Here is a 12,496-nt window from a genome sequence, read left to right as displayed (position 1 = left end):
AGCTCCCACGTCAATCGCTCACGCCGGCTTCGTCGGCCGGAACCAATGCGAGCGGCGGCGTGGCGGTCGAGAAAACGAGGCCGCTTCCAGTCTGGCAAGAGGCAAGCAGCACGGCGGCGGCGAGCGTGGCCCCCTTCTTCGGACCGCGGCGACGCAGGACCGTCCCAATGGCGGCTAACAAGATCATGACGGCCGTTCGTCGCACAATATCCCGTGATCGCATAGATCGCGGCAGCCCCGGCCGGGGGCGCCAGCGGTGCTCCCCAATGGTGCCGTGCTCGGTGGGTGCTTAAATTAGATGCAGCGGACGGGGTCCGCTTGATCGGGTAAATTTGATTGCGCGTCTTCGAGTCGAAATCGGACAGCTCGCTGCTCAGCTCAGCCGAGTGGCCGATGTTACGCAGCCGGAGCAACACACCTCTAATTGATCTGCGGCACGAAGTCTCGGCATGTGGGTCGTCGCATCCAGATGATGGTCAGCGTCATTCCGCTAAGCCACGTCGACATGCCACGCTACCTTGGATGCCGGCAACTGGAGAGACCGAGCCATCTGCTGTTTCGCCGGGCCTTCCCAAGTCGAACGCGCTTCTACGTTTCGTGCAGTCTAGCTCGCTCGCCACGTGCAACCTGGACACGATCACTCAGACTGAGGCGATCGAGCGCGTCTTCAAGACGGTCTAGTGCACCGGACGGGTCACCGGCCTCGCTGTTCAGGTCTTCACCCGCGGCGTCGAAAGCCCTCCAGATCGGCCGTAGCATTTCGATCAACTCCTGCCCTGCCCGCGTGATAAGGAGCAAGCGCCGCCGCGCGTCCTTGGGATCGGCTTCTGCAGCCACTAGACCGGCGTCCATGAGTGCGGCTCGGACCTGGCTTATGGCGACGTGCGTGACACCGAGCACCCGGGCTGCATCGTTCACGGAGATCGGGCCTCCTTCGTCCAGCAGCGAGAGCATCCCGTACCAGCGCTGCTGAAAGTGGATGCCCAGTGACGAATAGATCGCGTCGGCTTCGCGATCGACCCTTTCGGACAATCGTCGCAGCCGCGCCCCGATTGCGCTTCCGCTGACTTGACGGCGACGTGACGACGAGGACATAAGTAAGCACTTACCTAACTTGAGATGGGGTGTCTATGGGCCTGATCGAAGCCTCCGTTTCACGTCGTGACCTGTTGAGCATCGCCGCCGCGGGAGCAGTCTCGACGGTGGCGCCGCATGGCGATGGCGAAACGAGGTCGCCTCCGGCTCGGGACCGTTCGCTGGTTTCGCGACTGGATCGCGAGATCAGCTCCGCCGTGCGCGAGGCGGATTTCAGTGGCGTAGTGCTTCTGGCCCGCCGCGGAAACAGCGTCTTCAGTCGCGCGGTCGGTGCCGCTAACCGGGATTTCGCCATTCCCAACGACATCCGCACCAAGTTCAACTTGGGCTCGATCAATAAGCTCTTCACGGCCGCTGCCATTTTGCGGCTTTTGGAGCAGGGCCGTGTGAAGCTCGACATTCCGATCGTCGCCTATCTTCCTTCCTACCCTGACGCCGATATCGCCCGACGGATCACGATCGAGCATCTGCTGACTCATACGTCGGGCCTCGGGAGCTACTGGGAAGCGATAGCCTCGCGTGCGGCGCACAACTATGTCGAGCTGGGCGATTTCATTCCGTTGTTTGCGGGCGTTCCGCTGCAATCCACGCCGGGCGAGCAATACGGTTATTCCAACGTCGGCTATGTCATCCTTGGCCTGATCATCGAGGCTGTGACTGCTCGCAACTACTTCGAGTACGTCCGGACCGAGATCTTCCGTCCACTTGGGATGATCGATACCGAATCCTGGCCTCTCGACATGGTCGTTCCCAACCGGGCAACGGGCTACTTCCGCGACGAACGGCTCTCAGGAGCCTGGCGCAGCAACCTGTTCATCGTTCCGGCCTACCGGGGCAACTCTGCCGGCGCCGGCTTCTCAACCGCGCCCGATCTGACGCGGTTCATGACGGCGTTGGCCGAGGACAGGCTTTTCAGCCCTGCCACCCGCGCAAATGCGACGCGAGGCAGGATCGCTTTCTCGAAAGGACGACGAGGTCTCGGCTTTGCGGAGGAGACGATTAACGGCCATCGCATAGTCGGGCACAGCGGCGGCGGAGCCGGCATCGCAAACGAGGTCCTCCTGTTCGAGGATTTCGGGCTCACTTCGGTCATCCTCACCAACGGGGACGTTGACGGATATTGGAGGCTCAGCGCCTTCATTCGGGACCTTCTGTGCGGCGAAAGTCCGACCACCGCGCCTTACCGGTACACTATGGAACTGGTGCGGAAGGCTGTCAGTCAAGGGATCGGATCGGCGACGCAGTTCCACAAACAGGCCGGGGACGGAGTGCGGGTCGAAGCAGCTGTCCTCGAAGTCGAGGCCGGGAAGGCCCGTCACCGGGGGAATGTTGAAGCTGCTGTTCAAATCGACGCGCTCGCGGCGGCCATCGCGACCGCCTGAGGTTTATACGCCGGCAAAGCTAAAGAGAGCGGGCGATGATCGGAGAGGTCGCCGGCGGCGGTGAACTCGCGATGCGGAATGTCCGCAATGGGTGAGAGGCGGACGAGGTGGTTGGATTTGAGCGCCCGTAAGAATGGCACTATCCGCTCATCAGGCCGGATCGCGTTGAACTCGGACAGGGTCGCGCTCCGGCGAAACCCATCTTACCGCCGATGCCGTGAGGCTCTAATCACTCAGAGACATTTCGAGGAATGGTGATCTTCACCCCGTGATCGCTGAAGACAAGAGCGCCGGAGCGTCCGTTTGCCGCCGGAATGAACTCATAAATGTACTGGTGATTGGACCGTGCGAAAAACCGCGTCTGCGATTCCGGCACGAGTTCGACGTCCCCGTCCATGAGCTTGCCATTGCTGATATGAATTCGCGTGCGGCGGTAGCGTCCGACATGCGCTTCAAACAACCTCGGGTCGATCTGAGCCCTGACATGCCGGGTCGGCAACTCAACGTCTTGTCCGAAGGCCATTGCGGCCAAGGCTTGGCTCATCGCCACGGCATCGGCTGAGTTGTTGGAGCTGACGACGGTAACAAGGTCGTCATCGGGGAATACAAAAACTTGATTCCGAGCACCATTGGACCCGCCATTGTGGCCGAACGCATCGCGGCCAGCCACTTTGTCGAACATCAGACCCAGCCCCAACGCGCCGTCCTTACCCCGGGTCAGCATCTTCTCGAGCGTTGGGCCCGACAGCAGAGACGATCGGCGCAGCCCGTTGAAAAACCGGGCGAGGTCATCGACGGTGGAGTAAAGGTTCCCATGACCCTGGAACATGGAGTAGTTTGCAGGCACCTCATTGTGGACGCCTGCGTCTCGCGCGCTGAACCAGTAGTGGCGTGCCCGCTTGTTCAGCAGGTTCTCGGGATCAACTATGCCAGTGGCGTCGAGCCCGGCGGGCTTGAAAACATTCGCATGCATAAACTCGCGGTAGGATTGGCCCGAGACATCCTCGATGATGTACGAGAGAAGGAGGTAGGCACTGTTGCTATAAGCGATCTGAGTTCCCGGCATGAACCGCAATGCTTTCGCCCTGAGGATGGGCAGCGCTCGCTCACGAGACATCGTCATGTCCATGGCGAGATCGTCGTGGTCCCGGGCCAGCCCTGAGCTGTGATTAAGAAGCATCCTGATCGTGATCTCGCCGCCGTGGGGAAATCCCGGAATATAGCGCTCCAGCTTGTCGTCGAGCGACAGCCGTCCCGACTCGACCAGCTTCATGATTCCGACGGCCGTGAAAGTCTTCGAGATGGACGCGATCCGGAAACGGGTATCGACCGTATTGGCGATCCCCCATTCCCGGTCAGCCAATCCATAGGCTTTCCGCAGAAGCGTCTGATCGCCTTTCAGGATTAGCACGGCCCCGCTAAAGCCGTGGATCGAGGCCTGCGCGTCCATGTAGGCTCGGAGCCCGTCGGACAGCCGGTCACGAGCCTCAGCAGGTTGGCCAATCGCAAGCAGGATGAATGTTGCTAGTGTTAGGAGAACACGGGACATCATCGAAGCACCCCACCCTACTGATCAGATGTTACATAAGCACTGTTAGACTTTATTTATGAGGTTTCAAGGACCGATCAGCACGGAATCAGCGAGTCGACGATCGGTGTGCTGCTTCCCAGGAGGAGGTTCGGTCGCGCAGCTTAGAACCAGGTCTGCAAGTCGCATCATCACGCCATCTGCGCGCTTCGAGCGTCTTGCGTCGCCTGGACCGATGCGTTCGAAGCCGTCGCGCCTGCGACGTCGGAAAGAGGGCGGGAATTAGCGCCGGAGGTAGCCAGCAGCATTCGTCGGAGGATCTGCGGGTGACCGTTCGAAAGATGCTTCGCCACTCTCGCAACAAAATTGCCCTCGCCCATCAAAAGGGTCTCGGGTGTGGATCGCGCATTCGCCTGATCGGACGTGAGCGTGCCTACCAGGCGCAGCTTTGGAGGCACCTCAGTGAGCGGGATCCCCCGTAATCGCGAGACCTGCGGCCCCCTGCTTCCTGGCACGGACCACCTTCGTCAGACCTATGATCCAGCCACTGCTTTCTCGGGGGGGCAGCCGGCGGCGGGAGCTGAACTGGCGGACGACCTCAAGCGGTTTGTCGAACTCCATCCGGGAGCGTGACCGCTAATGGACCCTGGCCGCTCTCGCCTGCTGAGCCGGCGAGCTCGTCCAGGTCGCCACTATGGCAGGACATGCCGCTGTCGCGCAATTCCTCCAACTGGGGGAATGGCTTAGCGCCCCAAGGCGGCACAATAGAGGAGAGGAAGCTCCGGAAGAGCGGCTCGACAGGAGCCGGACAGACGGAGGCTTCGATGAAACATGCAAGCAGTCGGCCTTCGCCGGCGGAGACGATTACTGCTGCCATCATTGAACGGCTCGAGGCCGGCACCCGACCTTGGGTCCAGCCTTGGACCGGCACCTCAGTTTCGCGGCCGCTCCGCGCCTGCGGCACGCCATATCAGGGCATCAACGTCCTCTGGCTCTGGATGGCGGCCGAGGCGGCCGGGCACACCTCGCCCTACTGGATGACATATCGTCAGGCGCATGTGCTTGGAGCCCAGGTTCGAAAGGGCGAGCGGGGGACCATTGCCATCTTCTATCGAGCCTGCCGGGCACGAGACGCCAGCGAAGAGGATGAGGAAGATGACCGCACGCGCCGCGTCCTCAAGAGCTTTACCGTGTTCAACGCTTGCCAGGTCGACGGGCTGCCGAGCCGCTTCTTCCCGGAGCCGCAGCCGCTCCCGCCGGCGACAGAGCGCGACCGGGTTCTCGACGCCTTCTTTGCAGCCATTCCCGCGCGTATTTGCCACTTCGGCGCCGAGGCCTTCTACACTCCAGCGTCAGACCAGGTGACGATGCCGGAGCCCGGCCTGTTCCGTGACCTAGACCATTACCGGGCCACGCTCGCGCACGAGCTGTCGCACTGGACCGGGCACGAAAGGCGGCTCGCCCGGCAGATGGGCGGCCGCTTCGGCAGCGACGCTTACGCGATGGAGGAGCTCGTGGCGGAGCTGTCCTCCGCGATGCTGGGGGCGGAGCTTGGACTCCCGGTGGAGCATCTCGACCACCATGCCAGCTACCTCGCTTCGTGGCTCAAGGTGCTGAAGGCCGACAGCCGCGCGATACTAACCGTCGCGGCCAAGGCCGAGAAAGCCGCCTCGCTGCTCTTGCGTCTGGGACGAGGGCAGGCACCGACGGACTCCATGCATGAGCCTGACGCTGAGGATGTGGAGTTGCTCGCCGCCTGAGGGCGCCGGCATCAGGCAGCACGGAGAGCATCCGCCGTCACGCGCACGAGCGGCCGGGAGAGGCCCTGCCCCGGCGCCGAGCACCCGCAACCCGCTTCGCCGTGGCCCGTGTTGGCTTGCCGCTGACGCGTCAGCCTGCCCGCGCCGGCCGCGGCTTCGGGGTGCCCGTCCCTCAGGGACGGTGCGGGCTCTCGCCTGAGCCGGGGCTTCGGGCTCCCGGCGCCGATCCCGGCGCGTGAAAGGAGAGGCCCTCATGCACACCACCCTTGCCGCCCAGCTCGCCGCGCTGGAGCTCGGCCACCTCAACGCAACTCGGCTTCGCGCCGGACCTTGTACCGACGCCCTCGATCCTGACGCTGCCGAGCAGACGCTGGCCGCCGTCTGGTCCGACCTCTTCGCCCTGTTCCCGGACACCGCTCTGGAGGACGACGCCGAGGAGATCGCCTGGGCCTTCGTGAATCTGTTTCACCGTGCTGCCGCGAAGCGGCTGGCGCAGGTGGACCGCGCCACGGACGAGATCCGGTGCCTCCTCGCCTCCGCAGACGGCTCGGAGGTGCACTCCAGCCAGCTGGAAACCGAGATCGAGCGCGCCCGTGCTGCCGAGTCGGCCATGCTTGGACTGGAAGCGCTCCGCGAGACCGCGGCGCTCCTCTACACGCGCGAGACCGGCCATAGCTGGCGGCCGGCCGGAAGCTCCCGGCTCAACCATGGGGCCGGCTGCACCTCCGCCGTGGTCGACGGACGCGACTTCCTCAGGGCGCGCGCCGAGACCCGCCGCCGTGCGGCGATGCCTGAGGGAACGCCGGTGCTGTTCGCCGGAGGCCGCTTGTCCTTCGAAACGGACGAGCAGGCGAAGACGCTCGCGACCAACATCTGGGACACGCTCGACAAGATTCGCGACCGGGTCGCGGACATGGTCCTCGTCCACGGCGGCGACAGCAAGGGCGTCGATCGTCTGGCCGCCTCCTGGGCCGAGCGGCGCAATGTCCCGCAGCTCGCCTTTGGGCTCGACAGCCGGCTCGGCCAGCGTGCGGGTTTCAAGCGGAACGAGCAGATGCTTTCCCTGAAGCCGCGCTGCCTCGTCGCGTTTGCCGGCAACGGCGTGCTCGAGCGTCTGGTCATCCAGGCGAAGGAGAAGGGCATCGCCGTGGTTGACCGCCGCGGGCCACTCGGCACCAATCCCAAGGGCGCCGCGCGCGCCGCTCAAGCGGCCTAGCCGCTCGGCCTGGACCGGCCGGCGCCGGTCCAGGCCTCCCATCGCGGCACATGCTTGCGGGAGCGCTCCTCTCCAGCTTAGCATGCTGCGTCGGCTTCGGCCGGCTGCGGCGCCCGATGCGGCTGGCCAGCGCTATAGCCAAGGCGCCGGCACATGTTCCCAAACATGGTTCTCACAGTCCTCACCGGGGCCGCGCTTCGGCATGCGCCTCAGCATCGGCGGCAGAGGAGAGGACGCGGTTGCGCGGGCGGAGGCGCAAGGCACGTCGTTCGACGCGGCCGGCCTCCAGGCCGAGGAGGAATGCCGCCATGTCCGACACACCCGACGATCTCCGGCGCCGCGCTGAGGAGGCCCGCCTTCGCTCCATGGCGATGAACGAGGACATGACCGACAAGCCCGATCCCGACCTTCTGCGCCGCATGGAAGATGCCATGCGCGCCATGCCGAAAATGCAGCGGGAGATCTTCCTGGCGCACCGGCTGGACGACATGTCCTACGGGGAGATCGCCGAGCGGACGGGCCTCACTGTGCGCCAGGTTGAGCGCCACATGGCAAAGGCAATCTACAAGCTCGTGAAGCAGCTGGACGGAGAGAAGCTCAGCTGGTGGGAGCGGTGGTTCTGAGCATCGGGTCCGCCGCACTCGCCAGCATCGCTTCAACCTCTTAGGATCGATCCCGATGCGCACCGATCTCGACCATCTCCCGCCGGCAAAGCAGCGCGAGCTGGAGCGCGTGGTGCAAATCCTATTCGAGGAATTCGAGGAGAAGATCGCGCTCGGGACCCAGGACTGGAAGCGCAAGGGGCGCATTCAGAAGATCATCCTCTATGGCTCCTACGCGCGTGGAAACTGGGTCGACGAGCCGCACACAGCGAAGGGCTACCAATCCGATTTCGATCTCCTCATCATCGTCAGCGACAAGCGCCTCACCGACCGGGTGGAATATTGGGCAAAGGCCGATGATCGCCTGATCCGCGAGCTTTCAATCACGAAGACGCTGCGCACTCCGGTCAATTTCATCGTCCACACGCTCCAGGAGGTGAACGACGGGTTGGCGCACGGGCGGTACTTCTTCATCGACGTCGCGAAGGACGGAATCGCCCTCTACCAGAGCGACGAAACCGACCTTCCGGAGCCGAAGCCGAAGACTCCCGAACAGGCACTGGCAATGGCGAAGGAGTATTTCGGCGAGTGGATGCCGCAGGCCAACGCCTTCTACAAAATGGCCAAGGAGGGAATGAAGGACGGCTCGTACAAGCAGGCCGCTTTCGTGATGCATCAGGCGGCTGAGAGCCTGTACCACTGCGTCTTGCTGGTGTGCACCTTCTACACTCCGCACGTGCACAATCTGGCGTTTCTGCGCACTCAGGCGGAGCGGATCGATCGCCGCTTGGTGCACATCTGGCCGCAGGATAGCCGCCGCGACAGACGGCTCTTCGAGAAGCTGAAGGCGGCCTATGTGAAGGCGCGCTATTCGAAGCACTATCGCATTAGCAAGGACGAGCTGACCTGGCTCGGAGAGCGCGTGGAAGAGCTCGGGCAGGTCGTGCACGTGGTCTGTTCCGAGCGGATCGCTATGCTGGAGGCGCAGGCGAAGGCCGCTTGATCCCCTGCTGGTAGCGGCAGTGAGTCGATCGTTAGAAGCACTCTAAGGACTGTCTTCTGGCCATCTTCGGATCTCCTCCTCAGACGTCGGCCAAACCACACCCATCTCCTTTCTTCAGCCCTGATGGCGCGGCTGCGGCGGTCCGCAACCCGCTGCCCTTCGGCCCGTGTTGCCCTTCGGGCTGCCCGCGCCGCCTTGGTCCGGGGTTTCCCTGTGGCTTCGCCTCTGGTGCGTTCCGCCGCACTCGCCGCGCCTCTCTCCGGGCTGTCGACGGGGGTGGTCCCGGCGACGGGAACAGGAGATTTTCGACATGACCAACACCGTTCTTCTCGTGGGCAACCTGGGCGCCGACCCCGAGCTCCGCACCGCGAACAGCGGCACCGACATCGCCTCCTTCAGCCTCGGAACCAGCCGCCCGAAGCGCGACAGCGAGGGCAAGACCTTCAAGGATGCGAGCGGCTTCACGGCCAAGGACACCGAGTGGCATCGCGTCACCTGCTTCAACGGGCTCGGCAGAATCGTCGCCCAGTATGCGGCCAAGGGCATGCTCGTCGCGGTCCGCGGACGCATCCACAACTGCAAGTGGACCGATCGAGACGGTATCGAGCGCTACGGCTACGAAATCATCGCCGACGAGGTCCAGTTCCTCGGCGGGCCGCGCCAGTCGGGCGCCAGCGGCGGCTCCGAGGCGCCGGCCGACCTGGACGACGCCGTGCCTTTCTGAGGCCGCCGACGGCCCCGGCGGCTGCAGTCGCCGGGGCTGTTCTCGTGCTCATTTTCATGAAGTCCGTCGCTGAGCAGCTCTTCGGCTCGTGCATCTTGGCGCAAGAGGAGAGGCTGCGGAGTGTTAGGTTTTCGTTTCGTTGAGGCCCAGTGTGGCGGCCGGCGAGACGGCTCTCAAGGCTGCGCGGTCCCCCCGATTTGCTGCGCAAATCGGCACCCCCACGCCCCGCTTCGCGGCGCCTGCGGCGGCCCTGACAGCCGCCTCGCCGCCCGCTCCGCAAGCGCCGTCTTCGATCCTGAAGACAGAAAAGATGGGGACGGCAATGACTTCTTCCATGAACAAATATGGCCGGTGCGATGCGCTTGTCGATGCGCTTCAGGCGGAGTTCGGCGGCATCCTTGCGGCTCGCATTCTGGAGGCCGAAGCGGTCGATTTCCTGTGGGTTGCGCGGATTGCGGAGCGCTACCTAGGCCTGCACGTCGGCGACGAAATGGATGACGAGGATGTATCCCAGGAGCTCTCTCGCATGCTGGTTCTGAGCCATCTGGCGGGCCGTTGGCACGTCGGATTGTGCCTGGTCGATGGCGAAGGAACGGCCGTTGATCTGCTCTGGAAGCGGCCGTTTGGAAGCCGTCCGGAAGCCGAGCTGGGCTTCGCTCAGGCTCGATAATGCATCAGGAAACGACCGGCGGGGGCGGCGCGGCAGCGTCGCTCCCGCTTTCTTTTTGCTCGCCGCGCCAGTTGGATTGACCGCCTGGCTGAGACGTCTTGGGATAGATGGTCGGGATGAGGCAAAAGAGAGTATAGTGAGGGCAAGATAAAGCGGATTTCAGCTCGTCGCAGAAATGCCGCTATGTATTTGTCTGCACATCCTTTTTTCGGGAGACAGTTTGTCTCTGCGCCTGCGGTCAGAGAGACTTACCCCCCTCTTTCGACGCAGGAAACGGTAGATTCCCGCCGTTCGCCGGAGAGACACTTTAGCCGGAGTCGCGGCTGGAGCATATCCTCGTAGATGGCTGACGACGAGAATAGGTTCGAGCCGCGGCTCGGCCGGATGCGGAGCACCAAGGGACGGCGGAGTGCCCGCTCCTTCCATGGCCAAGTGATGGAGCGCTTGGCTCGCGGGGGCGTCGATCCGCGGAAGCTGCCGGCGATCGGCAGCGGGACGCCGAGTTCCGGCCGGTTCAACGCGCGCGGACGCGGCGGCCTAATCGTAGCCCGAGTGGGGCAGGGCTCCGGCTGGTCGCGTGACCCATTTTCGGGGATGCGCGTCCGGGCGCGGCGCGTGATGGTCAAGGCGCGGGTGGTGAAGCTGCGTGGATCGAAGGCGATATCGGCCGCCGCCGCGCATCTCCGCTACGTGCAGCGCGACGGGGTGACGCGGGAGGGCGAGCAGGGGCGTCTCTACTCAACCTTTACGGACGATGCCGACGCCAAGGCTTTCCTCGAGCGGGGAAAAGGCGACCGCCACCAGTTCCGGTTCATCGTCTCGCCCGAGGATGGCGCAGCGCTTGAGAACCTCCGCGGCTTCACGCGCGACCTTATGGGGAAGATGGAGGAGGACCTCCGCACCAATCTCGACTGGGTGGCGGCCGACCACTTCGACACCGGCCACCCGCACACGCACGTCCTGGTGCGCGGAGTGACGGAGGACGGCAAGGCCCTCAACATCGCTGGCGACTACATCGCCCGCGGGATCCGCGGCCGGGCCTCCGAAATCATGACCCATTGGCTTGGGCCGCAGAGCGAGCTTGAGGTGCACGAGCAGCTCGCGCGTGAGGTGGACGCCGATCGGCTGACCTCTTTGGACCGAAGCTTGCTGGGTCGGGCGCAGGACGGGCTCGTCGATCTTCGGCAGGAGCCCGGCACTTGGAACGGAGATGGGAGCTATCAGCAGCTCCTGATCAGCCGTGCCCGAAAGCTTGAGCGGATGGAGCTGGCGGGGCGGGAGGGGCCGCTTGCCTGGCGCCTGTCCTCTGACGCCGAGAAGACGCTCCGCGACCTCGGGCGGCGCCGCGACATCATCGCGACCATGCATCGGGCAATGACGGCGGCGAAGCTGGCGCGGCGGCCGGAGCTGTATGTGATCGACAGCCTGGAGGCCGAGCAGGTTCCGGTGGCCGGGAAGGTCGTGCACCGCGGACCTGCCGACGACGACCACGACCGCCGCTGCCTCGTCATCGATGGCATCGATGGGCGTACCCACTATGTCGATATCGGCCGCTCTGCGGAGCCGACGCCGATTGGCACCGTGGTTCGGGTGGAGGCGGTGACGCCGCAGCTGCAAAAGGCGGATGTGGCGATCGCGGCGGTGGCAGGGGCGTGGGAAGGGAAATACTCGCTGGAGCGCCACCTTCTCCACGACAAAAGCGCGAGCATCGCCTTCGCGGAGGCGCATATCCGGCGGCTCGAGGCGCTCCGGCGCGCCGGTGTCGGCGTCGAGCGAGACGCCGAGGGCACATGGCGCATCCCGTCCGACTACACGGACCAGGTGCTTGAGCATGAGCGGCGAGCCGCACGAGCCATGCCGGTTCGTGTCCAGGTGCTGGCGCGACTCGAGCTGGAGGCCGAGGCGATCAACAACGGGCCGAGCTGGCTTGATGGCCAGCTGAGGCAGGCCAGCTGGAAGGAGATCCCGAGGCGTGGGTACGGCCAGGAAGTCCACGACGCGCTTCATCGGCGGCAGCAATGGCTGATCGAACAGCGCCTGGTGGAGGCGCAGGACGGCATGCTGCAGTTCGACCCGAACATGGATGCGAAGCTACGGCAGCGCGAGCTTCGGGCGCTGGGGGCTCAGTTCAGCAAGGAGCTCGGTCTCGACTTCGATTGGACTGGGACTGGGGAGCAGATATGGGGCATCTGCCGGCGCCGGGTGGACACCTCCTCCGGAAGCTATGCGCTGGTGGAGCGATCGCGGGAGTTCAGCCTCGTGCCGTGGCGGCCGGAACTGGAGCGAGCGCTTGGCCGCGAGATCACCGGCAGGATACGCAGCTCTGGCGGCATCAGCTGGACGCTGGGGCGGGAGCGCTCCGGGCCGGAGATCGGCATGTGACAGCGAGGTGAGCGTTGAGCGTCGGAATGCGGCGGAGAGGCACTCTCGCGGCTGTCGGCGCCGGCCTATCCTCCGCTCCCTTCCTAGGAGCCGCCGCGATGAAGCCGGGCAAGATACGACACCAGCTTTTTCTC

At 64.4% G+C, this 12,496-nt stretch carries 12 protein-coding genes; 8 read left to right on the top strand and 4 right to left on the bottom strand.

What is annotated here, in order from left to right; translation table 11 throughout:
- Positions 1 to 10: 10 nt before the first annotated feature.
- Together AC5JBD_RS16770 and AC5JBD_RS16765 are read right to left on the bottom strand one after the other, a co-directional pair.
- Complete coding sequence (locus tag AC5JBD_RS16770) at positions 11 to 187, bottom strand: hypothetical protein (RefSeq protein ID WP_495722969.1); 177 nt, start codon at positions 185 to 187, stop codon at positions 11 to 13.
- Between the two features lie 401 nt (positions 188 to 588).
- Positions 589 to 1,032: a MarR family winged helix-turn-helix transcriptional regulator gene (locus tag AC5JBD_RS16765; RefSeq protein ID WP_495722968.1), complete on the bottom strand. Its 444-nt coding sequence runs from the start codon at positions 1,030 to 1,032 to the stop codon at positions 589 to 591.
- A gap of 98 nt (positions 1,033 to 1,130) precedes the next feature.
- Here AC5JBD_RS16765 and AC5JBD_RS16760 point away from each other — a divergent pair, with 98 nt between their 5' ends.
- Entirely contained in the window at positions 1,131 to 2,477 is a 1,347-nt protein-coding gene (locus AC5JBD_RS16760; RefSeq protein ID WP_495722967.1) for a serine hydrolase domain-containing protein, read from the top strand.
- Positions 2,478 to 2,706: 229 nt separating this feature from the next.
- On the opposite strand, the gene AC5JBD_RS16755 is transcribed toward AC5JBD_RS16760, so the two are convergent.
- The gene (locus AC5JBD_RS16755) at positions 2,707 to 4,026 is read right to left on the bottom strand and encodes a serine hydrolase domain-containing protein (RefSeq protein ID WP_495722966.1); all 1,320 of its coding nucleotides are present in this window, start codon (positions 4,024 to 4,026) and stop codon (positions 2,707 to 2,709) included.
- Between the two features lie 803 nt (positions 4,027 to 4,829).
- Between AC5JBD_RS16755 and AC5JBD_RS16750 the strand changes: the two genes are divergently transcribed.
- Positions 4,830 to 5,765: an ArdC family protein gene (locus AC5JBD_RS16750; protein ID WP_495722965.1), complete on the top strand. Its 936-nt coding sequence runs from the start codon at positions 4,830 to 4,832 to the stop codon at positions 5,763 to 5,765.
- 253 nt (positions 5,766 to 6,018) lie between these two features.
- Entirely contained in the window at positions 6,019 to 6,981 is a 963-nt protein-coding gene (locus AC5JBD_RS16745; protein WP_495722964.1) for a DUF2493 domain-containing protein, read from the top strand.
- A gap of 181 nt (positions 6,982 to 7,162) precedes the next feature.
- Here AC5JBD_RS16745 and AC5JBD_RS16740 read toward each other — a convergent pair whose 3' ends face one another.
- Complete coding sequence (locus AC5JBD_RS16740) at positions 7,163 to 7,291, bottom strand: hypothetical protein (RefSeq protein ID WP_495722963.1); 129 nt, start codon at positions 7,289 to 7,291, stop codon at positions 7,163 to 7,165.
- On the opposite strand from AC5JBD_RS16740, the gene AC5JBD_RS16735 reads away from it, so the two are divergent.
- The 5 genes from AC5JBD_RS16735 to AC5JBD_RS16715 all read left to right on the top strand — a co-directional run bounded on the left by AC5JBD_RS16735 (position 7,290) and on the right by AC5JBD_RS16715 (position 12,362).
- Entirely contained in the window at positions 7,290 to 7,604 is a 315-nt protein-coding gene (locus AC5JBD_RS16735; protein WP_495722962.1) for a sigma-70 family RNA polymerase sigma factor, read from the top strand. The two genes, AC5JBD_RS16740 and AC5JBD_RS16735, sit on opposite strands and share 2 nt — an antisense overlap.
- Before the next feature lie 55 nt (positions 7,605 to 7,659).
- Entirely contained in the window at positions 7,660 to 8,586 is a 927-nt protein-coding gene (locus tag AC5JBD_RS16730; RefSeq protein ID WP_495722961.1) for a HEPN domain-containing protein, read from the top strand.
- 310 nt (positions 8,587 to 8,896) lie between these two features.
- Positions 8,897 to 9,310: a single-stranded DNA-binding protein gene (locus AC5JBD_RS16725; protein WP_495722960.1), complete on the top strand. Its 414-nt coding sequence runs from the start codon at positions 8,897 to 8,899 to the stop codon at positions 9,308 to 9,310.
- Between the two features lie 151 nt (positions 9,311 to 9,461).
- Complete coding sequence (locus AC5JBD_RS16720; RefSeq protein WP_495722959.1) at positions 9,462 to 9,980, top strand: hypothetical protein; 519 nt, start codon at positions 9,462 to 9,464, stop codon at positions 9,978 to 9,980.
- Between the two features lie 342 nt (positions 9,981 to 10,322).
- Positions 10,323 to 12,362, top strand: a complete 2,040-nt coding sequence (locus AC5JBD_RS16715; protein ID WP_495722958.1) for a DUF3363 domain-containing protein — start codon at positions 10,323 to 10,325, stop codon at positions 12,360 to 12,362.
- The last annotated feature ends 134 nt before the right edge of the window (positions 12,363 to 12,496 follow it).

The organism is Allosphingosinicella sp., assembly GCF_059502505.1.
Note: the sequence above shows the minus strand (reverse complement) of the source record. Positions and strands in the feature narration are given on the sequence as shown.

Excerpts from the sequence above, each read along its gene's own strand:
- AC5JBD_RS16725 (WP_495722960.1), top strand. The coding sequence starts at position 8,897 with ATGACCAACACCGTTCTTCTCGTGGGCAACCTGGGCGCCGACCCCGAG.
- AC5JBD_RS16760 (WP_495722967.1), top strand. The coding sequence starts at position 1,131 with ATGGGCCTGATCGAAGCCTCCGTTTCACGTCGTGACCTGTTGAGCATC.
- AC5JBD_RS16740 (WP_495722963.1), bottom strand. The coding sequence starts at position 7,291 with ATGGCGGCATTCCTCCTCGGCCTGGAGGCCGGCCGCGTCGAACGACGT.
- AC5JBD_RS16715 (WP_495722958.1), top strand. The coding sequence starts at position 10,323 with ATGGCTGACGACGAGAATAGGTTCGAGCCGCGGCTCGGCCGGATGCGG.
- AC5JBD_RS16745 (WP_495722964.1), top strand. The coding sequence starts at position 6,019 with ATGCACACCACCCTTGCCGCCCAGCTCGCCGCGCTGGAGCTCGGCCAC.
- AC5JBD_RS16735 (WP_495722962.1), top strand. The coding sequence starts at position 7,290 with ATGTCCGACACACCCGACGATCTCCGGCGCCGCGCTGAGGAGGCCCGC.
- AC5JBD_RS16750 (WP_495722965.1), top strand. The coding sequence starts at position 4,830 with ATGAAACATGCAAGCAGTCGGCCTTCGCCGGCGGAGACGATTACTGCT.
- AC5JBD_RS16770 (WP_495722969.1), bottom strand. The coding sequence starts at position 187 with ATGATCTTGTTAGCCGCCATTGGGACGGTCCTGCGTCGCCGCGGTCCG.
- AC5JBD_RS16730 (WP_495722961.1), top strand. The coding sequence starts at position 7,660 with ATGCGCACCGATCTCGACCATCTCCCGCCGGCAAAGCAGCGCGAGCTG.
- AC5JBD_RS16755 (WP_495722966.1), bottom strand. The coding sequence starts at position 4,026 with ATGTCCCGTGTTCTCCTAACACTAGCAACATTCATCCTGCTTGCGATT.